General features: G+C 64.7%; 21 protein-coding genes. 16 read left to right on the top strand and 5 right to left on the bottom strand.

Going from position 1 to position 21,654, the window contains the following annotated elements:
* Window positions 1-24: 24 nt before the first annotated feature.
* The 3 genes from JQ592_RS25870 to JQ592_RS25880 all read left to right on the top strand — a co-directional run bounded on the left by JQ592_RS25870 (window position 25) and on the right by JQ592_RS25880 (window position 5,515).
* On the top strand, window positions 25-3,408 hold the full coding sequence (locus JQ592_RS25870; protein ID WP_246820665.1) for a bifunctional diguanylate cyclase/phosphodiesterase: 3,384 nt from the start codon (window positions 25-27) through the stop codon (window positions 3,406-3,408).
* A gap of 145 nt (window positions 3,409-3,553) precedes the next feature.
* Window positions 3,554-4,564, top strand: coding sequence for a DUF2336 domain-containing protein (locus JQ592_RS25875; protein ID WP_349630493.1), 1,011 nt, complete (start codon window positions 3,554-3,556; stop codon window positions 4,562-4,564).
* Window positions 4,565-4,663: 99 nt separating this feature from the next.
* Entirely contained in the window at window positions 4,664-5,515 is an 852-nt protein-coding gene (locus JQ592_RS25880) for an SDR family oxidoreductase (RefSeq protein ID WP_211405593.1), read from the top strand.
* Between the two features lie 7 nt (window positions 5,516-5,522).
* Here JQ592_RS25880 and JQ592_RS25885 read toward each other — a convergent pair whose 3' ends face one another.
* Entirely contained in the window at window positions 5,523-6,143 is a 621-nt protein-coding gene (locus JQ592_RS25885) for a hypothetical protein (RefSeq protein ID WP_211405594.1), read from the bottom strand.
* On the opposite strand from JQ592_RS25885, the gene JQ592_RS25890 reads away from it, so the two are divergent.
* Window positions 6,142-6,906 carry a TetR/AcrR family transcriptional regulator gene (locus JQ592_RS25890; protein WP_246820666.1) on the top strand — a complete coding sequence of 255 codons (765 nt, stop codon included), beginning with the start codon at window positions 6,142-6,144 and terminating at the stop codon, window positions 6,904-6,906. The genes JQ592_RS25885 and JQ592_RS25890 overlap by 2 nt on opposite strands.
* A 176-nt stretch (window positions 6,907-7,082) precedes the next feature.
* Entirely contained in the window at window positions 7,083-8,795 is a 1,713-nt protein-coding gene (locus JQ592_RS25895) for a sulfatase-like hydrolase/transferase (protein WP_211405595.1), read from the top strand.
* Between the two features lie 48 nt (window positions 8,796-8,843).
* Here JQ592_RS25895 and JQ592_RS25900 read toward each other — a convergent pair whose 3' ends face one another.
* Both JQ592_RS25900 and JQ592_RS25905 read right to left on the bottom strand, forming a co-directional pair.
* Entirely contained in the window at window positions 8,844-10,403 is a 1,560-nt protein-coding gene (locus JQ592_RS25900; protein WP_211405596.1) for a glycine betaine ABC transporter substrate-binding protein, read from the bottom strand.
* A complete protein-coding gene (locus JQ592_RS25905) occupies window positions 10,400-11,182 on the bottom strand; it encodes an ATP-binding cassette domain-containing protein (RefSeq protein ID WP_211405597.1) in 783 nt (260 codons plus the stop codon). The genes JQ592_RS25900 and JQ592_RS25905 overlap by 4 nt, the downstream gene beginning before the upstream one ends.
* A 121-nt stretch (window positions 11,183-11,303) precedes the next feature.
* On the opposite strand from JQ592_RS25905, the gene JQ592_RS25910 reads away from it, so the two are divergent.
* Entirely contained in the window at window positions 11,304-12,122 is an 819-nt protein-coding gene (locus JQ592_RS25910) for an ABC transporter ATP-binding protein (protein ID WP_211405598.1), read from the top strand.
* Window positions 12,122-12,910 carry an ABC transporter permease gene (locus JQ592_RS25915; protein WP_211405599.1) on the top strand — a complete coding sequence of 263 codons (789 nt, stop codon included), beginning with the start codon at window positions 12,122-12,124 and terminating at the stop codon, window positions 12,908-12,910. Before JQ592_RS25910 ends, JQ592_RS25915 begins: the two co-directional genes overlap by 1 nt.
* 110 nt (window positions 12,911-13,020) lie before the next feature.
* Here the strand turns inward: JQ592_RS25915 and JQ592_RS38765 are convergent, their stop codons facing one another.
* Window positions 13,021-13,149 (bottom strand): hypothetical protein, encoded by a 129-nt coding sequence (locus JQ592_RS38765; RefSeq protein WP_349630495.1) that lies wholly within the window; start codon window positions 13,147-13,149, stop codon window positions 13,021-13,023.
* Here JQ592_RS38765 and JQ592_RS25920 point away from each other — a divergent pair.
* The 4 genes from JQ592_RS25920 to JQ592_RS25935 are packed head-to-tail and all read left to right on the top strand — an operon-like array spanning window position 13,108 to window position 16,355.
* Entirely contained in the window at window positions 13,108-13,548 is a 441-nt protein-coding gene (locus JQ592_RS25920; RefSeq protein WP_349630494.1) for a DUF305 domain-containing protein, read from the top strand. The genes JQ592_RS38765 and JQ592_RS25920 overlap by 42 nt on opposite strands.
* A gap of 9 nt (window positions 13,549-13,557) precedes the next feature.
* Window positions 13,558-15,027 (top strand): YncE family protein, encoded by a 1,470-nt coding sequence (locus JQ592_RS25925; protein ID WP_211405601.1) that lies wholly within the window; start codon window positions 13,558-13,560, stop codon window positions 15,025-15,027.
* Between the two features lie 39 nt (window positions 15,028-15,066).
* Window positions 15,067-15,585, top strand: coding sequence for a sigma-70 family RNA polymerase sigma factor (locus tag JQ592_RS25930; RefSeq protein WP_211405602.1), 519 nt, complete (start codon window positions 15,067-15,069; stop codon window positions 15,583-15,585).
* A complete protein-coding gene (locus JQ592_RS25935) occupies window positions 15,582-16,355 on the top strand; it encodes an anti-sigma factor family protein (protein WP_211405603.1) in 774 nt (257 codons plus the stop codon). The genes JQ592_RS25930 and JQ592_RS25935 overlap by 4 nt, the downstream gene beginning before the upstream one ends.
* 58 nt (window positions 16,356-16,413) lie before the next feature.
* On the opposite strand, the gene JQ592_RS25940 is transcribed toward JQ592_RS25935, so the two are convergent.
* A complete protein-coding gene (locus tag JQ592_RS25940) occupies window positions 16,414-16,863 on the bottom strand; it encodes a cupin domain-containing protein (protein ID WP_211405604.1) in 450 nt (149 codons plus the stop codon).
* Between the two features lie 138 nt (window positions 16,864-17,001).
* On the opposite strand from JQ592_RS25940, the gene JQ592_RS25945 reads away from it, so the two are divergent.
* From JQ592_RS25945 to JQ592_RS25965, 5 genes are all read left to right on the top strand, one after another.
* Window positions 17,002-18,027 (top strand): ABC transporter substrate-binding protein, encoded by a 1,026-nt coding sequence (locus tag JQ592_RS25945; protein ID WP_211405605.1) that lies wholly within the window; start codon window positions 17,002-17,004, stop codon window positions 18,025-18,027.
* A gap of 28 nt (window positions 18,028-18,055) precedes the next feature.
* Window positions 18,056-18,760, top strand: a complete 705-nt coding sequence (locus tag JQ592_RS25950; protein WP_211405606.1) for an NUDIX hydrolase — start codon at window positions 18,056-18,058, stop codon at window positions 18,758-18,760.
* Window positions 18,761-18,854: 94 nt separating this feature from the next.
* On the top strand, window positions 18,855-20,165 hold the full coding sequence (locus tag JQ592_RS25955; RefSeq protein WP_211405607.1) for an ABC transporter substrate-binding protein: 1,311 nt from the start codon (window positions 18,855-18,857) through the stop codon (window positions 20,163-20,165).
* 12 nt (window positions 20,166-20,177) lie between these two features.
* Window positions 20,178-20,945 carry an ABC transporter ATP-binding protein gene (locus JQ592_RS25960; protein ID WP_211405608.1) on the top strand — a complete coding sequence of 256 codons (768 nt, stop codon included), beginning with the start codon at window positions 20,178-20,180 and terminating at the stop codon, window positions 20,943-20,945.
* A 3-nt stretch (window positions 20,946-20,948) separates the two neighbouring features.
* A complete protein-coding gene (locus JQ592_RS25965; RefSeq protein WP_211405609.1) occupies window positions 20,949-21,653 on the top strand; it encodes an ABC transporter ATP-binding protein in 705 nt (234 codons plus the stop codon).
* The last annotated feature ends 1 nt before the right edge of the window (window position 21,654 follow it).

Consider the following 21,654-nt stretch of genomic DNA (forward strand, 5'->3'; position numbering starts at 1 on the left):
CATTGCTCGTACCGCAGATGGACAATGCTGAACGCTTGGCGAAGGTTGACCGGATCGCCGGGATCGTCCGTCACGGTCCTGGGCTCGGTGTTTTCGCTTGTCGTCGTCACCTTGTTCCTCGTCGATCTCGGCATCCGCTATCGCGAGGCGGTCGCATTAGCGAAGACCGACACTCTCAATCTCTCGGCCATTCTGGCCGAGCATGCTGCGGTGACGTTCGAAGACATCGATCGTGTGCTGCTCGAGGCGCAGGCGGTCCGCAAGGACGCCTTGTCCGGAAGATACGCCGATCCTGGTGCAGCCAATCTTGCGCTGCGCCAGTTGGTCAAGAGCTCGTCGATTTTGGTCGCGGTCGGCTGGACCGATGCATCCGGAGCGGTCGTCGCGCATTCCTACGACCACGCGCTGCCGCGCAGCAACATCTCCGACATGCCGCACTTCATCGCGCAGCGCGACGGCGCCGGCACCGGATTGTTCGTTGCGCCACCCTTTCGTTCCGCAGGTGGCGACAAATGGTTCACTGCGGCGTCACGCCGGTTGAACAATCCGGATGGGAGCTTTGCCGGCGTGGTGACTGCGCCGCTGGATCAATCCTTTCTGCTGAAGATCTATCGCAAGATCGATCTGGGCGCCGACGGCTCGGTGGTTCTGTTCCATCGCGGCGGACGGATCCTTGCGCGGGTACCGGAACAGAAGGGTGCTGTGGGCATGTCGGTCGCCGGCGGCCCGCTGTTTACCCAGTATCTGCCGGTTTCCGAGACGGGTTCATACGAGCTCGTGAGCCCCATCGACGGCATCGGGCGTATTGCGGGCTACAAGGCCGTGTCCGGCCTGCCGCTGGTTTTGGCAGTGACTTACTCGCGCAGTCACGTGCTGCAGCCCTGGTACCGGCATCTCTACACCTTTGGTCCGCTGGCTGTCGCGATCGTCGCCATCATCCTGATCGGCACACTCCTGCTTCGGCGGCAAACCAATGCGCTTGCGGCTGCGGGTGCCCGGTTCGATGCAGCCCTGAGCAACATGCCGCATGGGCTCAGCATGTTCGACGCCGACGAGAGGCTGCTGGTCGCCAACAGCCGCTATCACGACATGTATGATATGACGGCGTCGCAGCTCAAACCTGGAACGCCGCTCAGCAGCATCATCGACCACTACAAGGCGAGGGGAGCCGAACTCGATGCAGAGGAGTTCCTCGATGGCGCAAGGCACCGGACGTCGCTGAATCTCACACTCGCCGACGGTCGCATCATCTCGATTCTCCGTACGCCCATGGCTGATGGCGGCTGGGTCGCAACCCATCAGGACATCACCGAGAAGCGGCGAGACGAGATCCTGCTGGCCGAAAATGCCGCCGAGCTGAAGCTCATCAATGCCCGGTTCGATGTCGCGATCAACAACATGAATCAGGGCCTGTGCCTGTTTGATGCCGACAAGAACCTGGTCGTCTCCAACAGCCGCTACCAGCAGATGTACGATCTGCCGGACGATCTGGTGCAGCCGGGCACGCCGCTGCACCGAATATTGCAGCACTATGCGGATCGTGGCGAAACGAGCTCGCTAACGGTCGCCCAGCATATCCAGATGATGCCGACCCAGCGGCAACAGGAGTATGCGCTGAAAGACCAGCGCCAGATCCTGATCCAGCGCAAGCCGCTGCCGGATGGTGGCTGGGTCGCGACGCACGAAGACGTCACTGAGCAGAAACGTGGCGAGCAAATGCTGGCTCAGAAGGCCGCGGAGCTCCAGGCGATCAACGTGCGTTTCGACGCCGCACTGAACAACATGTCCCAGGGGCTCTGCATGTTCGATGCGGACCAGCGGATCGTCGTGTCGAACGCGCGCTACAGTGAGATCTACCACATTGACCCCGATCGGATCAGGCCAGGAACGACGCTGGCGCAGATCCTCGAGTTTCGTCGCGAGCATGGCACGCATTTCGTCGACGTCGCGCCGGATGTCTATCTCACCCAGAACGTGAAACAACTCAGCGAGATCCGGGAACTCGCCGACGGAAGGGTGGTCGCGATTGCGCGTCACATGATGCCCGATGGCGGCTGGCTCACGACCCACGAGGACATTACCGAGCGGGCGCGAAGCGAGAAACGCATCGCATATCTGGCGCAGCACGATCTTCTCACGGGTCTTGCGAACCGCGCCGTGTTCTCCGAAAAACTGGACGAAGCTGCAAAGCGGCTGCAGCGCCACGGCACGACGTTCACCGTCCTGATGCTGGATCTCGACAGGTTCAAGATCGTCAACGATACGCTCGGTCACGCTGCAGGCGACCAGCTGCTGGTCGAGGTCGCGCGGCGGCTGGGGTCATCGCTGCGGGACACCGACGTGCTGGCCCGTCTCGGCGGCGACGAATTCGCGATCATCCAGGAGAACGAGAAGAATCAGAGCGAAGGCGCGATCGCGCTGGCGCTGAGAATCATCGAGCTGATCGATCATCCCTTCGATCTCGACGGCAATCGCGTCAGTGTCGGCACCAGCGTCGGAATCGCCTTCGCGCCGGAGCACGGCGTCGACGCGGACACCTTGCTGCAGAAGGCGGACGTCGCGCTTTACGTGACGAAATCCGCCGGCCGAAACGATTTTCGCATCTTCCAGCCCGAAATGACGGAAGCTGCCGACACGCAGAAGTCGATGGAAGGCGAGCTGCGGGAGGCAATGGCTCGCAACGAGCTGGAGCTGCACTACCAGCCGGTCATCGATGTTCGAACGCGCCGGATGACGGGTCTGGAATGCTTCGTGCGCTGGCATCACCCGTCGAAGGGCATGCTGGCGCCTTTGGAGTTCCTCGGCGTCGCGGAGCAGGCTGGACTGATGTTGCCGCTCGGAGAATGGATCTTGCGGCAGGCCTGCCTGGACGCGGCGGCCTGGCCGCCACACATCCGGGTCGCCGTCAACATGAGCGCCGCCCAGTTTCACCGGGGTAACATACTCGACGTCGTGCTGTGCGCGCTGGTCGAGTCGGGATTGTCGCCGGAGCGTCTCGAGCTCGAAATACCGGACTCTGCGCTCCTGGACGGCAATCTGGCGGCCCATCTGCTCACGGTCCGGCAATTGAAGAACCTCGGCGTCGGCGTCGTCCTCGACAATTGCGGTGTGGGCTATTCCGCGGGGAGCTACCTCCAGAGTTTCCCGTTCGACAAGATCAAGATCGACCGGGCGATCGTGCAGGGCTGCACGACGCGAAGGGATTGCGCGGCGGTCGTCGCCTCTGCCGTGGCTTTGGCGCGGGGTCTCGATGTCGCCACGGTAGGCAAGGGGGTCGAGACCGCCGCCCAGTTCGAGGCCCTGCAAGCGGCGGGCGTGGACTTCGTCCAGGGATATCTGTTCGGGCGACCCGTGCCGAACTCCGAAATCTGCTTCGATGCGCCGGTGCCGGCGCAACACGTCGCGTGATCTCATGACCACCGCAGGAACAACTCCATCGCCGGTGCGGGAGATGAATCTGGAGAACAGCCTGATCGATCAACTCGAGATCGCACTGGCGAACCCGGAGCTGTCGAAGCGCGCCGAGCTCCTGCGGCATGTCGCCGATCTCTTCGTGTTCGGCTCAGGCAAGTTTACCGACGAGCAGATCGAGCTGTTCGACGAAGTGATGAGCACTCTCCTCAAGCACATCGAATGCACCGCGCGGGCGGCCTTCGGGAGCAGGCTTTCCAGATTGCCCGACGCGCCGCGGCGGACGATCCGCTTGCTGGCATTTGACGACGCACCAGAGGTGGCGGCGCCGGTCCTGGAGCACTCGCCACGGCTCGACGAGGCGAGCCTGGCGGAGAATGCGCGGACCAAGAGTCAGGATCACCTGCTGGCCATCGCCGGCCGTATCCGGCTGAGAGAGCCCGTCACCGATGTCCTCGTCGAGCGCGGCAACAACGCTGTCGCCCTGCGGACGGCCGGCAACGGCGGAGCCAGCTTCTCGGCCCAGGGAATGTCTGGGCTCGTCAGGCGGGCGCGGGACAATGGCGCGCTCGCCATGTGCATCTGGGCTCGCCCCGACATCCCGCGCGAAACCCTGCTGAAATTGTTCGTTCATGCCTCCGAGATGGTGAGGCGCAAGCTGGAGGCGGCCGATCCACGCCAGGCGGCTCTCATTCGAAGCGCCATCGCGGAGGGCTCCGATGAGCTGCAGTCCATGGCGCGGGCAGGCTCAAGCGAGCATGCCCGGGCGTTGGCCGAGGTGAGATCCCTGCATTCGGGCGGGCAACTCGACGAGGCGCGCGTGCTCGGCTTCATCGGCGAGAAAAGCTTCGACAAGACCGCGGTTGCGCTGTCGCTCATGACCGATCTGCCGATCGGGGCGATCGAGCGCGCGCTGATCCGCTCCGAGCCCGAGCAGATTCTCATCCTGGCGAAGGCGATCGGCCTCTCCTGGGATACGACGAAGGCGCTTCTGACGTTTCAGCCCGGCTCGGCGCAGGAGTCGCAAGAGCGGTCGAAAGAGCGATTGGAGGAGTGCTTTGCGAGCTTCCTCCGGTTGAAGCCAAATACCGCGAAGGCTGCGCTCCAGTTCTACCGGCTTCGCGAGCGGGCCGGCCGGGATCCTGTTTACTAGCTGAGCCGGGTAAACTGCTGCGCCTGCTTGAGCGTTGGGCGGCATTGCGCACCGGCGCCTTCCCCTCTACATGATCGCGGGAAACTCGGGGAGGAGACCATGCGGTCTGTCGTCGTTACAGGCGCGTCCACGGGCATCGGCTGGGCCATTGCAAAATTCCTGATCGGGCGCAGCTATCGTGTCTTCGGCAGCGTCCGCAAGCAGGCCGATGCCGACCGGCTCCAGGGGGAGTTCGGTGCCAACTTCACGCCGCTCCTGTTCGACGTGACCGACGAGGCCGCTGTCCTCGCTGCTGCGCGAAAAGTCCGCGAGGCGCTGGGCGGGGAGACGCTGGCCGGCCTCGTCAACAATGCCGGCATCGCGGTCGCCGGTCCCGTGCTCGAATTGTCGGCGGATGATTTCCGCCGCCAGATGGACATCAACGTCATCGGTCCTGTGATCGCGACACAGGCGTTCGGGCCGCTGCTCGGCGCCGATCCCTCGTTGAAGGGGCCGAAGGGCCGGATCGCGATGATCAGCTCGGTTGCGGGCAAGAACGGCAATCCGTTGTCGGCGCCTTACTGCACCTCCAAGCACGCCGTCGAGGGCTTGTCGGAAAGCCTGCGCCGCGAGCTGATGCTGTTCGGCATCGACGTCATCATCATCGCCCCCGGCGCGGTCAAGACGCCGATCTGGAGCAAGGCCGAACAGATCGATCTCTCCGTCTACAAGAACTCGCCCTATCTGCCGGCGCTGAACAAGGTCATGGCCTTCATGATGGAGCTCGGCGCGAAGGGTCTGCCGGCCGAGCGCGTCGCCGAAATCGTGTTCGAGGCGCTCACGGCGACGCGCCCCAAAGTGCGCTACCAGATCACGCCCGATCCGCTGCGTCATCTGATCGGCGCCGTGCTGCCGAAGCGGACGCTCGATCGCATCATTGCCAAGCGGCTCGGGTTGCTGCCGCAGGGGTGACCGCTGTTCAGCTCGCCTCGGCCGTCCGCCCACGCGGATTGGCGGCCATCGCGATCAGCCGCAGCGCCATCACGACGAGCAGCGGAAGCAGGAAGGCGGCATAGAGCGGCATCGCCGGCACGCGCTTGCCGAACGACACCATGAACTGGAACCAGAGGTAATAGCCGCCCACAAGGTGCAGCGCGCGAAAGGCGCGCGGCCCGAGCAGCGCGGCGGTGCGGTCGAACGAGGTCGCGCTCATGACAATGATAACGGCATAGCCGATGCCGCCGAAGATGTAGGAGGCCGCCGAGGTGGCCTCCGCAAAGCCGGCCGGATCCATCCTGGCAAAGGCGGCGATCGCCACCGCGTGGATGGCGTGGGAGGCGGCGAAGCCGAGGCCGAGATAGCGGCGATTGCGATGCTGCCAGCGCGTCCAGGCATTCGGCCATAGCCGCGCCAGGGCCGCGGCACTGAAGGCGAGGCAGAACAGCATGAGCGAGCTTCGCGCCGTGAAGCGGATCACCATCCGCACGCCCTCGACCTCGAAGTGCCGCATCGCGGCGATCCCCAGGCTCAGGGCGATCAGGCTCACGACGAGCGCGGCCAGCAGCCGCCAGCCTTCCAGCCAGCCTTGACGTTGCGACATGGCGATCTCCTTGCTCGATGTAAGCATCGATTACATTTGGGGATCGCGCATCGTCAATGGTGTAATCACTGCTTACATTCACGATGGAGTGATGCTAGAAGGCGCCATGTCCGCCCGTCCGACCTCCAAGCCGCGCGCCCGCCGCCAAACGGCTGAAGCCCGGCCGTACCATCACGGCGACCTCCGCCGCGTGTTGGTCGATGCTGCGTTGCAACTCGCCGCGGAAGGCGCCGACGTCTCGGTACGCGAGGCCGCGCGCCGGGCTGCGGTGTCCCCGGGGGCGCCATTCCGACACTTCCCCAATCGCGATGCGCTGATGGCAGCCGCGGCCGAGGAGGCGCAGCGGCGCTTCCGAACCGAGATCGAGGCGGCGCTGGGCGACGCTTCGGCCGCCGACCCGCTTCTGCGCTTCCGCGCCTTCGGCCTCGCCTATTTGCGCTGGGCCATGCGCAACCCCGCGCATTTCGAGATCATCTCCACCGGGCGCTATTTCGCCCATGGCAGCTCGCCGGAGCTGACGCGCGACAACGCCGAGCTGATAGCGCTGACGGAGCAAATGCTGGCTGACGCGGCGGCGCAGGGCCTGCTGCGGTCGGCCGACCTCAAGCGTATCCAAATCGCCGGCCGCGCCCTGGTCTACGGCTTTGCCCGGATGAATCTCGACGGCCATTTTCCGCGCTGGGGCGTCGAGGAGGGGGAGATCGAGCGGATGGCGGAAGGGGTGATCGATCTCTTCATCGCCGGGATCGCCAGGCCCGATTAGCCACGAGCCAACATTAAGCGAACGTCGAATTGCGGCGCGCGTTGCCTGTCCTTGACTGTTCCGTTACAGTTTTATGACACGGTGCAGGCTTCCGGCTGCGCCGGACGCCTTAGCCGTCTTGAGGGCCGGCCAGAGGGCTTGGTATTCCCGCGCCGGACCAGAGTTGCGTGCCGTCGATGGCGTCCGCGCCCAATCCAGGTCCTTCTGCCACCACCGCCGTGCTGGCGAGCGTCGCCGCGCTCGGCATCTGGCGGCTGCTCGCCGTTGCAACGCCGCATCTGGCGGCGCTCGCGCTGATGTACGAGACCGAGACCGATTTCGGCTCGCGCCTGTCCTTCGCTCTCGCCTGGGGCATCCTCAACTTCTTCTGGATCACGCTGCTGCGCCGACCGGCGCTGTCGGGCGCGCTGTCGCTCACCATGGTCGTCGTGCTGGTGCTGCTGTCGCGGCTCAAGCATGACGTTGTGCAGATGACGGTCAACTTCATCGACCTGATGATGATCGACCGCGACACGGTTGCGTTCCTGTTCACGATCTTCCCGAATTTGCGCTGGTCGGTGATCCTGGCCGGCCTCGTCACGCTGCCGCTGATGTACGCGCTGTGGTGGCTCGACCCGTTCCGCATCCGCCGCCTGCCGGCGTTCGCCTGCAAGCTCGCCTGTCTCGCCGCGCTCGTCGGCTACTCGCTCTATCATCCGGACGAGGCTTGGCGCGGCTATTACGACGACGGCTATCTCTCGAAATTCTTCCGCTCGGGCGTCAGCGCCGTCTCCGACTTTGCGCAGTACGGCTTCATGGAATCGGCCGCCTCGACCAACGAGCGGCTCAACATGCCGCTGGTCGATGCCTGCCACCCTGCGGGCCGCCGGCCGAACATCATCATGATCCATGATGAATCCAGCTTCGACATCCGCGCCGCACAGGGCATCAAGGTGCCGCAGCGCTATGGCGATCATTTCAAATCGTGGGACGGCAAGCAGCGCTCGTTCCTCGCCGAGAGCAATGGCGGGCCGAGCTGGTTCACCGAATACAACGTGCTTGCAGGGCTCTCCTCGCGCTCGTTCGGTCGCTTCGCCTATTTCGTGACGCGTATCGCCTCGAGCCGCGTCGAGCGCGGCCTGCCGTTGGCGCTGCGCCGCTGCGGCTACGACACGCTGTCGCTCTATCCCGCCTATGGCGGCTTCATGGGGGCGCGCAGCTTCCAGATGACGACCGGCATAGAGCGCTTCCTCGACTCTCATGATCTCGGCGCCAAGGACGTCGAACCCGACAGCTTCTTCTACGACAAGGCGCTCCAGCTGATGGGAGAGCGGACGCCGAACAAGCCGCTGTTCACCTTCATCTATCTCGGTGCCAATCATTTCCCCTGGGAGACCCGCTTCCGTCCGGACCTGCTGCCGAACTGGCGCGCGCCGGGCAATGTGGCGTCCATCGACGAATATCTGCGCCGGCAGGCGATGAGCGCCGAGCAGTACAAGGCGTTCGTTGCCGGCTTGAAGAAGACCTTTCCCGGCGAGCCCTTCCTGATCGTGCGCTATGGCGATCATCAGCCCGAATTCGCGCCGAACCTGCTCGAACCCGGGCTCGACGAGGGCGCGATCGGCAAGAAGCTCGACGCTTACGATCCGCGCCTCTACGCGACCTATTATGCCATCGACGCCGTTAATTTCGAGCCGGTCAAAAGCGAGGCCGTGATGGACACGATCGACGGCCCCTATCTGCCGCTGGTGATCCAGGAAGCCGCCGGCATCCCGCTCGACCCGTCCTTCGCCGAGCAGAAGGCGATCATGCTCCGCTGCAAGGGCATCTTCTATGGCTGCAAGGACGGCGCCGAGGCGCGGCGGCTGAACCGGCTGCTGATCAATGCGGGGATGATCCGGGGGCTGTAGCGGCTCTGACGCGCGTTGCCAGGACGACACCGAGCAAGTGGCGGGGAGCTACCGCTTGCCCACCTTCTCCCACAGCCACTTCGCCACCGCATCGGGCGAGGAGTTCGCGTCATTGCCGCTGGCGCGCAGGTTCGCTTCGCGCATGGTGGCGATGTCGATCTTGCCGAGCAGCGGTTGCAGCGCCGTCTTGAGCTGCTCGTCGCCGGCGCGTTTCGGCGCCAGCAGCAGGATGGCGTCATAGGGCGGGATCGCATGCTTGGGATCGTCGAGCGTGACGAGGTCGTATTTCGCGATCAGGCCGTCGCTGGTGTAGCCGGCGATGACGTCGACCTCGCCGCTGGCGACGGCCGCATACATGAAGTCCGGCTGCATCTGGCGCTGGGCGCGGAACTGGAGCCCATAGGCCTTTTGCAGGGCCGCCCATTCGGGGCGCGAGAAGAATTCGTAGTCGCCGGCAATCGACAGCGTCGAGGCATGTGCCGCAAGATCAGTGATGGTGCGGATTCCGAGCGCCTCGGCGCGCTTCCTCGGCATCACCAGCGCATAGGCATTCTCGAAGCCGAGTTCGCCGAGCAGGGTGATGTTCTGCTTTGCGAGCTCCGTCTTCAATTCTGCGACCAGCTCGGCGCGCGGCTTGATATCGGTGCGATGCAGCTGGTTGGCCCAGAGCGTGCCGGAATAATCGACACAGAGATCGATGTCGCCCGCCTTCAGCGCCTCGAAGATCACGCTGGAGCCGAGGCCGGACCGCGCCGTGGCCGAGAGGCCCGCCGCCTGGAGGCGGTCCCTCATCAACGCCGACAGCACATATTGCTCGGCGAAGGTTTTTGCGCCGACCACATAGCCTGACGATGAGCGGCCCATCGTCGGCACCAGCGTTGCGGCGACCAGTGCCGCGATTCCCGCAGCGCCAAGCCCGGAGCGCAAGCGGCTGCGGTGGCGCAGGCCGCTCTCGATCAGGCCGAGCAACTGGTCGACTGCGAGCGCGAGCAGGGCCGAGGCGAGGCAGCCGAACAGCACGAACACCCAGTTCTGGGTCTGCAGCCCGGCGAAGATGTAGTTGCCGAGGCTGGTCTGCCCGATCGGCGTCGAGAGCGTCGCGGTGCCGATCACCCACACCGCGGCGGTGCGGATGCCCGCCATCATCACCGGCAGCGCCAGCGGCAGCTCGACCATGACAAGCGACTGCCGTGCGGTCATGCCCACGCCCTTGGCAGCCTCGATCAGCGCGGGATCGATGCCGTTGAGGCCGGTGATGCCGTTGCGCAGCACCGGCAGCATCGAATAGAGCGCCAGCGCCAGCATCGCCGGCAGGAAGCCGAAGGCGGAGAAGGAAACGCCGAACCAGGCGAGCGTCACGGAGGCCGCCAGCAACAGCAGTGGATAGAACAGCGCGAGCAGCGCCAGTCCCGGCACGGTCTGCACGATGCTGGCGAGTGCGAGCAGGATGCCGCGCGGCGCCGGACGGTTGCGCGTCAGGATCGCCAGCGGCAGGCTGACGGCGAGGCCAAGCGCGAGCGCGGCAAGGCTCACCCGCACATGGTTGCCGAGATAGTCTGCCAGATGCGACAGCGCCTCGCCCCAGCGTGGATCGGTGAAGAGGCTCATGCCGCACCGCTCTTCGGCAGCAGCGTATTCAGCCGCTCGACCTGGCGCCGCGGCGTGCGCAGCAGCTCGAGCACGTAATCGTCGCTGCTGCTCGAGAGCTCCGCAGCCGTACCCTGCGCGAGCAATCGCCCGCCGCGCATCACTGCGATACGGTCGGCGAGCAGGATCGCCTCGGTCATGTCATGTGTGATCATGACGGAGGTCAGGCCGAGCTTGCGGTGCAGGTCGCGAAAATCTTCGCCGAGCGCATCGCGGGTGAGGGGATCGAGGGCGCCGAACGGCTCGTCCATCAGCACGATGCGGGGTTTGGCGGCGAGCGCCCGCGCCACACCGACGCGCTGGCGCTGGCCGCCGGAGAGTGCCTCGGGCAAACGGTCGCGATGCGATGCGCGGTCAAGCTGCACGAGCTCCAGCAACTCGTCGACGCGCCCAGCGATGGCCGCTGCTGGCTCGCCCAGCAGCTTTGGCGTGATCCCGATATTGTCGGCGACACTCAGATGCGGAAACAGCCCGCCGCTCTGGAAGACGTAGCCGATCCGGCGCCGCAGCGCGACCGGATCGACATTCCGCACGTCTTCCCCTTCGACCGTGATGGTGCCGCCATCGGCCTCGATCAGCCGGTTAGCGAGCCGCAGCAGCGTGGTCTTGCCCGAGCCGGAGCCGCCCACGATGGCCAGAAATTCGCCGTCGGCAATGTCGAGCGAGACGCCGTCGACGGCTGTGAGGGAGCCGAAGCTCTTGGTGACCTCATGGTAGCTGATCGCCAGCTTGGCAGGCATCGCGGGTCGGCTCAAGGGAGGGGAAGGGGACGGCAAGTCCCCATGCGTAGCACGCTTGGCGGCTTGATTGAACTTGGCCGCGCGAGAGGCTAAGGCATCGGCCAGAGTTCGGAGGAAACATATGACAACGCCAACGGCGGTGGCGCTGGAAGATGCCAAGGTTGCGTTCCGGCTGGGGGACGGCCGGGTCTATACGGCGGTGGAGAAGGCGCATCTTACGGTCGCGCAGGGCGAGTTCGTCGCCATCGTCGGCCCGACCGGCTGCGGGAAATCGACGCTGCTCAATGTCGCCGCGGGCCTGCTCAAGCCCGCAGCCGGCAGCGTCAGGATCTTCGACCAGCCGCTGACGGGGCTGAACCGGGAGGCCGGCTATTTGTTCCAGGCCGACGCGCTGTTCCCCTGGAAGACCGCGCTCGACAATGTCGCGATCGGGCTCGAGATCAAGGGCACGCCGCGCAGCGAGGCGCTCCCGCAGGCGCAGAAATGGCTGACGTCGGTGGGCCTCGGCGCCTTCGCGGGCCGCTATCCGCACATGCTCTCCGGCGGTCAGCGCAAGCGCGTGGCGCTGGCTCAGGTGCTGATCCGCGATCCAAAAATCCTGCTGATGGACGAGCCGTTCGGACCGCTCGATGCGCAGACGCGCCAAGTGATGGGCAATCTGCTGCTCGACCTCTGGAACGCCGACCGCAAGGCCGTGCTGTTCGTGACGCATGATCTGGAAGAGGCGATAGCGCTCGCTGACCGCGTCGTGATCATGTCCGCGGGGCCGTCCTCGCGCATCATCGGCGACTGGCGCGTCAGCCTGCCGCGCCCGCGCGACATCTTCGAGGTGCGCCTCGACAAGGAGTTCCACGCACTCCATCGCGAGATCTGGAGCGTGCTGAAGGACGAGGTGATGAAGGGCTACGCGCAGTCCACCCACGCGGCGGAGGCGGTCTGATGTCGCGCCCGACGCTGTTTGCGCTGCAAGTCCTGGTCGCGGTCGTCTGCATCGTGCTGTGGCAGGTGCTGTCGACCGTCCCCGTGTTCGGCAAGATCCTGCTGCCGCCGTTCTTCTTCTCCAATCCGTTCGACGTGTTCAGCCAGATCGTGAAATGGTTCGCGTCCGGCGTGATCTGGAAGCATCTCGGCATCACGCTGGCGGAATCGATCCTCGCCTTCGTGATCGGATCAGCCGGTGGTGTGCTGGTCGGATTCTGGTTCGCGCGCCAGCCGCTGGTGGCCGCGGTGTTCGACCCCTACGTCAAGATGGTCAACGCGCTGCCGCGCGTGGTGCTGGCGCCGATCTTTGCGCTCTGGCTCGGGCTCGGCATCTGGTCCAAGGTCGCGCTCGGCGTGACGCTGGTGTTCTTCATCGTCTTCTTCAACGTCTATCAGGGTGTCAAGGAAGTCAGCCGCACCGTGCTCGACAACGGCCGCATGCTCGGCATGAGCGAGCGGCAGTTGATGCAGCACGTCTATTGGCCGTCGGCCCTGTCGTGGATGTTCTCCTCGCTGCACACCTCGGTCGGCTTCGCCGTGGTCGGTGCGGTCGTCGGCGAATATCTGGGATCGGCCGCCGGGCTCGGCTATCTCATTCAGCAGGCCGAGGGCGTGTTCGACGTCGCCGGCGTGTTCGCCGGCATGTTCGTGCTGTCGGCCTTTGTCATCCTGATCGACTATGGGGTGACGCTGGTCGAGCGGCGCCTGTTGGTGTGGCGGCCGACCGCGTCGGATGGGCGCGGCTAGGCCGCCTCGGTTGCTGCTGACATTTATGTGATTGGCCGGCCGGAATAGAACGCGCGCCCACGCGTCAAACCCCCATGCAACCACCCGCATGGGAGTTTTCGATGTCGCTTTCACAGTTTCGCCGCGCCGTAGCAGCGCTCGCTGGCAGATGTCGATGGCCCAGGCCCGGCCTCGGCACGGCATTCCTTGCCGCGCGCATTCTCGTTGCGTTCGCGGTGCCTCCGCTTGCGTTCGCGCATGAGTCCCATCCTGCCGCCCCGCCGGCTGCGGTGAGTGCAGAAGAACGGGCGTTCCTGGAAGAAAACGAAGCCGCCATGACCAAGATGATGAACGACATGGCGGCCAAGCCGACCGGCGATGTCGATCGCGACTTCGTTGCAATGATGACCCCGCACCATCAGGGCGCGATCGATATGGCGGTGACCGAATTGCGCTACGGCAAGAACGAGCAGCTGAGGCGCATCGCCCAGGAAATCATCGTCGACCAGATGCAGGAAATCGCGGCCATGAAGCTCGCCATCGGCGAGCCCGCCACGGAAACCACGCCTGCTCCGACCCAGTCGCCACCCGCTCCCGTCGCAACCGGTCATCATCATCCGGGCATGCAGATGGATATGTCCAATGGAATGAAGAAGTAGGAGCCGCAGATGACCACGTCACGAAGCAATATGATGAAGAGCTTCTTCCTGGCAGCCACGATGCTCGCCACCGGTTCTGTCGCATGGGCGGGGCAGGCACCGGGCTCTTTGTCTACCCCCGATATTCCGATCAGTCACCACGACCGCGTCTACGCCGCGGAACAGTTCTCGAATACGGTCTCGGTCACCGATCCCGTCGACAACAGGTTGCTTGGCGTGATCCGGCTCGGCGACCCCCAGCCCGGCAATTTCAGCCCGCTCTACAAGGGCCAGGTTCTCGTCCATGGCATGGGCTTCTCGCCCGATCACAAGACGCTCGCCGTGGTCTCGATCGGTTCGAACTCCGTGAGCTTCATCGATACGGCGACCAACGCGGTCAAGCATATCACTTACGTCGGACGGTCGCCGCACGAGGCGTTCTTCACGCCTGATGGCAAGGAAGTCTGGGTCACCGTTCGCGGCGAGAACTACATCTCCGTCATCGATCCGATCAGCTTCAAGGAGAAGACCCGCATCACGACGCCGAACGGGCCGGGGATGCAGATTTTCTCACCCGACGGCAAGTACGGCTACATCTGCTCGTCCTTCAATCCCGAGACTGATGTCGTCGCGGTGGCCGAGCACAAGATCATTGCGAAGGTGAAGCAGGAAAGTCCGTTCTGCCCGAACATCGCGGCGACGCCGGATGGAAGCCAGGTCTGGTTCACGTTGAAAGATGTGGGCCGGACTCAGGTATTCAACGCGAGGCCGCCCTTCAATGCGATCAAGACCATCGACACCGGTCCGATCACAAATCACGTCAACTTCGCGCATACCGCCAAGGGCACGCTTGCCTATGTCACTGTCGGTGGCCTGAACGAAGTGAAGGTGTTCCGCACCGACGACTTCTCGCAGGTCGCGACGATCCCGGTCGGTAATTTGCCGCACGGGGTGTGGCCGTCCGGCGACGGCACCCGCATCTATGTGGGGCTGGAGAACGCCGACGCGCTTGCGGCTATCGATACGGCAACCAACAAGGTGATTGCCAACGTTCCGATCGGCCAGGCACCGCAGGCGATCGCCTTCGTTCCGAACGCCGCGCCGGATCCGGATGACCGCCAAAACCTGCAGGCTCTCGGCGTTGCCGGCCAGGTCGCTCATCTGGCACTGGTATCGAAGGGCGACGCAGGCGGCGGGAAGGCGCCGACCAGCGTGTCGTTGTTCGATCAGGGCCTAATTCAGGTCTTGCAAGCTTCGGTGACGGGGCTTCAGCCCAGGCAGAAATATGTGCTGGCGCTGGCGGACCATGGCGATGGCAGCGGCCCGCTGCAGCCATTGGCGGCGTTCATGACCAATCCGGCCGGATCGGCCATCGTCAATGCTGCCGGTCCAATCCGGCAGATCGTCGACCAGTCGGCCGCGGCTGCGAGGCGATACCTGGTGATTGCGGCAGGCGATGCGGCCATGCCGGGTGAGGCCGTCCAAATCGAGGCGCGATGACGTTCGGCGGGCGGCAACCGGGATGAGGCGGAGCGCGTCATGAAGGATATGCTGGTTCAGGTCGAGCCGCTGATCCCCGCGCTCCGCCGCTATGCGCGTGCACTCATGCGCGATCGCGCGGCGGCTGACGATTTGGTCCAGGACTGCCTGGAGCGCGCCGTCAGCCGCTGGCATCAGCGGCGCGACGGCAGCGTCCGCGCTTGGCTGTTCACCATCCTCCACAATCTGGCGGTCACGCAATTTCGCCAGGCCACAGCGCGGGGCAGGCATATGCCGATCGACGATGCAGGCGAGCAGGAACTTGTCAGTGCGGCAGCGCAGGAGCAGAGGCTGACCTATCAGGATGTCCTGAGCAAGCTTGCAAAACTCCCGGATGAGCAGCGGACCGTGCTGTTGCTGGTCGCGGTCGAGGATCTTTCCTACGCCGACGCTGCGGCAGTTCTCAACGTCCCGATTGGTACGGTAATGTCACGCCTGTCGCGCGCGCGAGAGAGGCTGCAACAGGAGGTGGATGGCGTTGCGCCGGGAAATGTCGTGGCACTGCGGAGCTTGAAATGAACCAGCGACCGATCACCGAGGATGATCTCCACGCCTATGTCGACCAGGCGCTCGAGCCCGAGCGTCGCGCGGAGGTCGCATCCTATCTGGACGATCATCCTGATGTCGCCAGCCGCGTCGCGGCCTTCGTCACCCAGGGCGAGCAGTTGCGTGGTGCGCTTGCGTCGATCGCCGAGGAGCCGCTGCCGGCGGAATTGAATTTGTCGCACATCCTCGAAAGCCGGAAGCGGCGTCCCCTGCGAGCGTGGGGGGCGATCGCTGCGATGCTGCTTCTCGGCATCGGCGGTCTCGGCGGATGGACCATGCGCAGCGTGTTGCAGGATGGCCCGAGCGGACTGTCTGCGTTGGCACAGGAGGCAGCCTATACCTATGGCGTTTACGCACCGGACCGGGTGCGGCCGGTCGAGATACGTGCGTCCGACAGCGCCGAGCTCGTGCAATGGGCGTCCAACAGGCTGAAGCAGCCGGTTAAGGTTCCCGATCTCTCCGTCTCCGGTTATCGGCTGATGGGCGGCCGCGTCGTCGCCACGTCGCATGGCCCGGCCGCAATGTTCATGTACGACGACGATCATGGTGACCGACTGGTCGTGCTGACGCGGCCGATGAGCGGCCGCAATCAGGATACGCCGATGATGCCGCAGTCGACCGGCGACGTCGCGGGCTTCGCCTGGGCAGACGGTGGCCTGGGCTATACCCTCGTCGGCCAGCTTCCGACTGACACCCTAAGGCCGATCGCGAACGAGATCCGGAAGCAGGCGCGTCCGATCTAGCGGCGAAATTCGCGGAACGCGCCCGCGCATTGGCGAGAGTGCCCCATCGCGCGAAAGCCTAATCCAGCAGCTTGGTGTCATCCGGCGCCTGCGGCGGCGTCTTGATCGCGATCGCCTTGACCTGGCCGCTGGTCGGCTTGGTGCCGCCATGCGGCGTGCCCTTGGGGATGATGACGAGGTCGCCCGGCTTCACCGCGACTTCCTTGTCGCCGAGCCAGATCGTCCCGGTCCCGTCCAGGATGTACTGGATCTCGTTGGTGTTGGGATGCATGTGCTTCGGCACATTGCCGACCTGGATCGAGACGGTGGCGCCGTCGGCGCCCATGAACATCTTGGACCGGTAGCCGACATTGTTGGCGGGGCCGAGCGCATCGCCCTCCATCTCGCCGGTGTGGATGAGCTGCGCGGTGATGTTCTCGGCGGCCAGCGCCGGCCGGAGCAGCTGGTTCGCGCCGCATCCGGCGGCAAAGGCGGCGGCGAGCGACAGCCCGGCAACAAGGCGATTCATGGATGATCCTCCCCATCAGGAATTGTTCTTGTTCAGCCATGCTATTGCGCCGAAAGGCCGATGGCCAGCCCACTTAGGCAGTGCTTCTCAAGCCAGTCCCGCTGCTCTATGGTGCCGCCGGCCGAACGGAGGAAACCAATGAAGAACACGATTGCCAGGCTCGCCGGCGCGCTGCTCGCGCTGACGCTCACGACCTCGCTTGTCGCAGCCCAAAGCAAGGTCACCGTCGCGGTCGGCGGCGGCTCCTGCCTGTGCTACCTGCCGACGGTGCTGGCCAAGCAGCTCGGCGAGTACGAGAAGGCCGGCCTCAATGTCGAGTTGGTCGACCTCAAGGGTGGCTCGGACGCGCTCAAGGCCGTGCTCGGCGGCAGCGCCGACGTCGTCTCCGGCTATTTCGACCATTGCGTCAACCTCGCCGCCAAGAAGCAGGAGCTGCAGTCCTTCGTGGTCTATGACCGCTATCCCGGCCTCGTGCTGGTGGTCGCGCCCTCGCGCACCAATGACATCAAGTCGGTCAAGGATCTCGCCGGCAAGAAGGTCGGCGTCAGCGCACCCGGCTCCTCCACGGACTTCTTCCTGAAATATATGCTCAAGAAGAACGGGCTCGACCCCACCAGCGCCGCCGTGATCGGCGTCGGCCTTGGCGCCACCGCAGTCGCTGCGATGGAACAGGGCCAGATCGACGCCGCCGTGATGCTCGACCCGTCCGTCACCGTGCTCCAGGGCAGCCACAAGGATCTGCGCATCCTCAGCGACACCCGCACCCAGAAGGATACGCTCGAGACGTTTGGCGGCGAATATCCTGGTGGCGCGCTGTACTCGACGGCGGCCTGGGTCAATGGCCACGAGAAGGAGACGCAGGCGCTGACCAATGCCATCCTGGCCACGCTCGCCTGGATCCATTCGCACTCGCCCGAGGAGATCATGGCGAAGATGCCGGAGGAGACGGTCGGCAAGAACAAGGACCTCTATCTCGCCGCGCTGAAGAACACGATTCCCATGTTCTCCGAGACCGGCAAGATGGACCCGAAGGGCGCCGACGCCGTGCTCGCGGTGTTCAGCGTCGGTTCGCCCGAGGTGGCCAACGCCAAGATCGACGTCAGCAAGACCTTCACCAACAAATTCGTTGACCAGGCCAAGAAAACCACCGGGAGCGCCAAATAGCTGACGCGAAGGCGTGGTACCAGGCGTCATGACGTCACCGGTCATTCATCGCGTCACGACGCTTGATCTTGCCGTGCGGCCGATCGTCTGGCCGTTCGCGGAGGAACGGCGCGCCGAGATCGCGGCGCATTTCGCCGAGAAGCAGCGCGAGCGGCCGAAGATCTGGAACGGCCGCGTCCTGCTCGGGCGCGATGCGGTGTTCACCGACGGGCATCTTTCTGCGACCTATTTCGAGACCGATTTCGCAAGCTTCCTCGCCTGGCGCGACTGGGGCTTTCCCGACAAGGCCGTGTTCAACGGCTTTGGCATGGGCGCGTTGCGCGCGTCCGACGGCGCCTTCATCATGGGCGAGATGGCGCCCCACACCGCCAATGCGGGCCGCATCTATTTCCCCTCGGGCACGCCCGACCTCGACGATGTCAGGGACGGCACGCTCGACATTCCCGGCAGTGTCGTCCGCGAACTCGGCGAGGAGACCGGCTTGACTGCGGCCGACTACCGGGTCGAGCCGGGCTGGCATTGCGTCGTCACCGGCCCCTCGATTGCAATGCTGCAGGTCATCAACCTGGATGTGCCCGGCGATGTGGCCCGCGCCCGGATCGAGGCCAATCTTGCGCGCGAGACCGAGCCGGAACTGTCGGCCATTCATCTCGTGCGCGGGATGAGCGATCTCACGCCGGCTATGCCGCGATTTGTCACGGCCTTTGTCGAGCAGCAGTTCGCCTCGCGCTGAGCGCGAGGCTTGACATCGCCGCGCGCAGCCCATGTGATGGGCAAAAAAGCAATAGCAACAAGAATGCGATGCACAATCGTCCAGGGAGGTTTAGATGCGCCTGCGCATGGCTGCCCGCTCGGTACGTGGGCTGTTGGTCGCGATTGCCGCGACGGGCTTGATGGCTTCGGCCCAGGCCCAGGAGAAGAAGATCAAGATCGGCGTCATCTATGATCTGACCGGCCCGCTCGCCGGCGGCGGTTCGGAGCTGCAATATACCGGCGCAAGGATCATGCTGGATCAGTACAGCGCGAAGAACGTCGAGGGCTACAAGATCGAGGCGATCTATGCCGATGCTCAGAGCAAGCCGGATGTCGCCATCAATGAAGCGGTCCGTTTGATCGAGCAGGAAAAGGTCGACATGCTGCTCGGCTTCTTTTCCTCGGCGCAGTGCGTGCCGGTGGCCGCGCGCGTCGAGCAGCTGAAGAAGTTCATGTGGATCACGACTTGCATTTCTTCCGCGGTGCTGGAGAACAAGAATTACAAATACGTGTTTCGCCCGCAGGCCTCCGGCGATCAGTTCGGTATGATGACGATGGACTTCATCGCGCAGAACACGAAGGAAAAGTTAGGCAAGGATCCGAAGGACCTGCGGGTCGCCATCATCCATGAGGACGGCGCCTACGGCGTCGACGTTGCCAAAGGCAATGAGGCCGGGGCCAAGAAGGCCGGTTTCAACATCGTGCTCAGGGAAGGCTATTCGGCGACGGCCCCGGATTTGTCTGCGCTGGTCACCAAGCTGAAGCGAGCCAAGCCGGATGTGATCTTCCACACCGGCTACAATCCCGACATCACCCTGTTGCTCCGGCAAGCCCGCGAACAGGGGCTGAAGTTCGGCGCACTGGTGGGACATGGCGCCGGCTACGGGGTCTATGAGAAGCTAAAGGAAGGCCTGGGCGCCGATGTAAACTACGTCTTCAACACCGATCCGATCTCGATCTGGCTCGCCAACCAGAAGAGCATGGATGCGAAGCTGCCGCCGATCATCAAGGCGGTTGGCGAGGAGTTCGACAAGCGCAAACCGGGCGTCGCCATCCGTTCGGCCCATGTCGGCATGGCTGCGTCCAACACCTACTTGTTCCTGACCGACGTGCTGCCGCGAGCGATCAAGAAATATGGCGGCATAGATCCCGAATCCCTGCGCAAGGCAGCACTCGACACCGACATACCCGAAGGCGGCACCATGCTCGGCTTCGGCGTCAAATTCCACGGCGAGGGCTCGCCAATGGCCGGCCAGAACGAGCGCTCGTTCCCCGTCGTGATCCAGTACGTCGACGACAAGTCCTATGTGGTGTGGCCCAAGAGTCAGGCGCAGCGCGAAGCCGTGCTGCCGCTGCCGAAGGGCACCACCTACAGCAACCAGTAGCGGAGTGCTCCGGTGTTGGAAGTCAGCGGGCTGGTGAAGCGGTTTGGCGGCTTCACCGCCGTGAACAACGTGTCGTTCAGGGTCGACCAGGGCGAGATCCTCGGCCTGATCGGCCCCAACGGCTCGGGCAAGAGCACGATCTTCAACATGCTCTCCGGCACGCTGGCTCCGACCTCGGGCTCGATCCTGTTTGCCGGCCACGAGATCGCGGGCCTCGCGCCGCACCGGATCATCAATGGCGGAATCGGGCGGACCTTCCAGATTCCGCGGCCGTTCCGCCGCCTCTCCATTTTCGAGAACGTCGCGCTCGCCGGCTTCTACGGCCAGGGCCGCCACAGCCGCGCCAGGGCCGAGGCGGCGGCCGAGCGCTCGCTGGCGATGGTCGGCCTGCCGACCGACCGCCATGCCAGCGTCGATGGCCTCGGCGCTGCGGGGCTGAAGAAGCTTGAACTCGCGAAGGCGCTCGCCACCGCGCCAAAGCTGCTGCTCGCCGACGAGAGCCTCGGCGGTCTCGACGAGGCCGAGATGGATCAGGCCGCCGACATGCTGCGCAACATCCGCGACGAGCTCGGCATCACCATCATCTGGGTCGAGCACATCATGGGCGTCCTGATGCGCGTCGTCGACCGCGTCATGGTGCTCGATCACGGCGAGAAGATCTCGGAAGGGCTGCCGAGCGCGGTTGCCGGCGATCCGCGCGTCATCGAGGTCTATCTCGGCACCGATGCCGAGACCACGCAGGCCGCGGCCGCCGAAGCGCGCCGCCGTGCGGGAGGCTAGCCGATGCTGGAGCTCCGCGGCGTCAATGCCGGCTATGGCACCTTCCAGGCGCTGTTCGACGTCAATCTCGACGTGAAGGCCGGCGAAGCCGTCGGCGTCATCGGTCCCAACGGCGCCGGCAAGACCACCTTGATGCGCGTCATCTCCGGCCTGATCCGCCCCTCGCGCGGATCGATCAAAATGGAAGGCGTCGATGTCGTCGCGACACCGCCGCACAAGATCGTTAGCCTCGGCATTGCCCATGTGCCGGAAAACCGGCGGCTGTTTCCGCAGCTCACGGTCGACGACAATCTCAAGATGGGTGCCTACATGAAGGAAGCGCGGGACCGCTACGCCGAACGGCTGGAGGTGGTGTTTGACCTGTTCCCGCGCCTGAAGGAGCGCCGCCACCAGATGGCCGGCACCATGTCCGGCGGCGAGCAGCAGATGTGCGCGATCGGTCGCGCAATGATGTCCAATCCAAAGCTGCTGCTGCTCGATGAGCCGTCGGCCGGACTTGCGCCGGTCGTGGTGCAGCAGGTGTTCGAGCTGGTGAAGCGGATCCGCGCCAGCGGGCTGACGGTGCTGATCGTCGAGCAGAACGTGCAGCAGGTGCTGAAGGTGGTCGACCGCGCCTATCTGATCGAGGCGGGCACGATCCGGGCGTCCGGCACCTCGGCCGAGATGCTGGCGAGCGACACGGTCAAGGAAGCTTATCTCGGGGTGTGAT

This window comes from Bradyrhizobium iriomotense, from assembly GCF_018129405.1.
GTDB lineage: Bacteria > Pseudomonadota > Alphaproteobacteria > Rhizobiales > Xanthobacteraceae > Bradyrhizobium > Bradyrhizobium iriomotense_B.

What these genes read in the sequence shown, in the direction of transcription:
- JQ592_RS25910 (WP_211405598.1), top strand. Translation starts at nt 11,304, where the DNA reads ATGACAACGCCAACGGCGGTGGCGCTGGAAGATGCCAAGGTTGCGTTC.
- JQ592_RS25940 (WP_211405604.1), bottom strand. Translation starts at nt 16,863, where the DNA reads ATGAATCGCCTTGTTGCCGGGCTGTCGCTCGCCGCCGCCTTTGCCGCC.
- JQ592_RS25880 (WP_211405593.1), top strand. Translation starts at nt 4,664, where the DNA reads ATGCGGTCTGTCGTCGTTACAGGCGCGTCCACGGGCATCGGCTGGGCC.
- JQ592_RS25915 (WP_211405599.1), top strand. Translation starts at nt 12,122, where the DNA reads ATGTCGCGCCCGACGCTGTTTGCGCTGCAAGTCCTGGTCGCGGTCGTC.
- JQ592_RS25935 (WP_211405603.1), top strand. Translation starts at nt 15,582, where the DNA reads ATGAACCAGCGACCGATCACCGAGGATGATCTCCACGCCTATGTCGAC.
- JQ592_RS25950 (WP_211405606.1), top strand. Translation starts at nt 18,056, where the DNA reads ATGACGTCACCGGTCATTCATCGCGTCACGACGCTTGATCTTGCCGTG.
- JQ592_RS25895 (WP_211405595.1), top strand. Translation starts at nt 7,083, where the DNA reads ATGGCGTCCGCGCCCAATCCAGGTCCTTCTGCCACCACCGCCGTGCTG.
- JQ592_RS25885 (WP_211405594.1), bottom strand. Translation starts at nt 6,143, where the DNA reads ATGTCGCAACGTCAAGGCTGGCTGGAAGGCTGGCGGCTGCTGGCCGCG.
- JQ592_RS25890 (WP_246820666.1), top strand. Translation starts at nt 6,142, where the DNA reads ATGGCGATCTCCTTGCTCGATGTAAGCATCGATTACATTTGGGGATCG.
- JQ592_RS25930 (WP_211405602.1), top strand. Translation starts at nt 15,067, where the DNA reads ATGAAGGATATGCTGGTTCAGGTCGAGCCGCTGATCCCCGCGCTCCGC.
- JQ592_RS25965 (WP_211405609.1), top strand. Translation starts at nt 20,949, where the DNA reads ATGCTGGAGCTCCGCGGCGTCAATGCCGGCTATGGCACCTTCCAGGCG.
- JQ592_RS25955 (WP_211405607.1), top strand. Translation starts at nt 18,855, where the DNA reads ATGCGCCTGCGCATGGCTGCCCGCTCGGTACGTGGGCTGTTGGTCGCG.
- JQ592_RS25870 (WP_246820665.1), top strand. Translation starts at nt 25, where the DNA reads ATGCTGAACGCTTGGCGAAGGTTGACCGGATCGCCGGGATCGTCCGTC.
- JQ592_RS25945 (WP_211405605.1), top strand. Translation starts at nt 17,002, where the DNA reads ATGAAGAACACGATTGCCAGGCTCGCCGGCGCGCTGCTCGCGCTGACG.
- JQ592_RS38765 (WP_349630495.1), bottom strand. Translation starts at nt 13,149, where the DNA reads ATGCGCGAACGCAAGCGGAGGCACCGCGAACGCAACGAGAATGCGCGC.
- JQ592_RS25900 (WP_211405596.1), bottom strand. Translation starts at nt 10,403, where the DNA reads ATGAGCCTCTTCACCGATCCACGCTGGGGCGAGGCGCTGTCGCATCTG.
- JQ592_RS25925 (WP_211405601.1), top strand. Translation starts at nt 13,558, where the DNA reads ATGACCACGTCACGAAGCAATATGATGAAGAGCTTCTTCCTGGCAGCC.
- JQ592_RS25905 (WP_211405597.1), bottom strand. Translation starts at nt 11,182, where the DNA reads ATGCCTGCCAAGCTGGCGATCAGCTACCATGAGGTCACCAAGAGCTTC.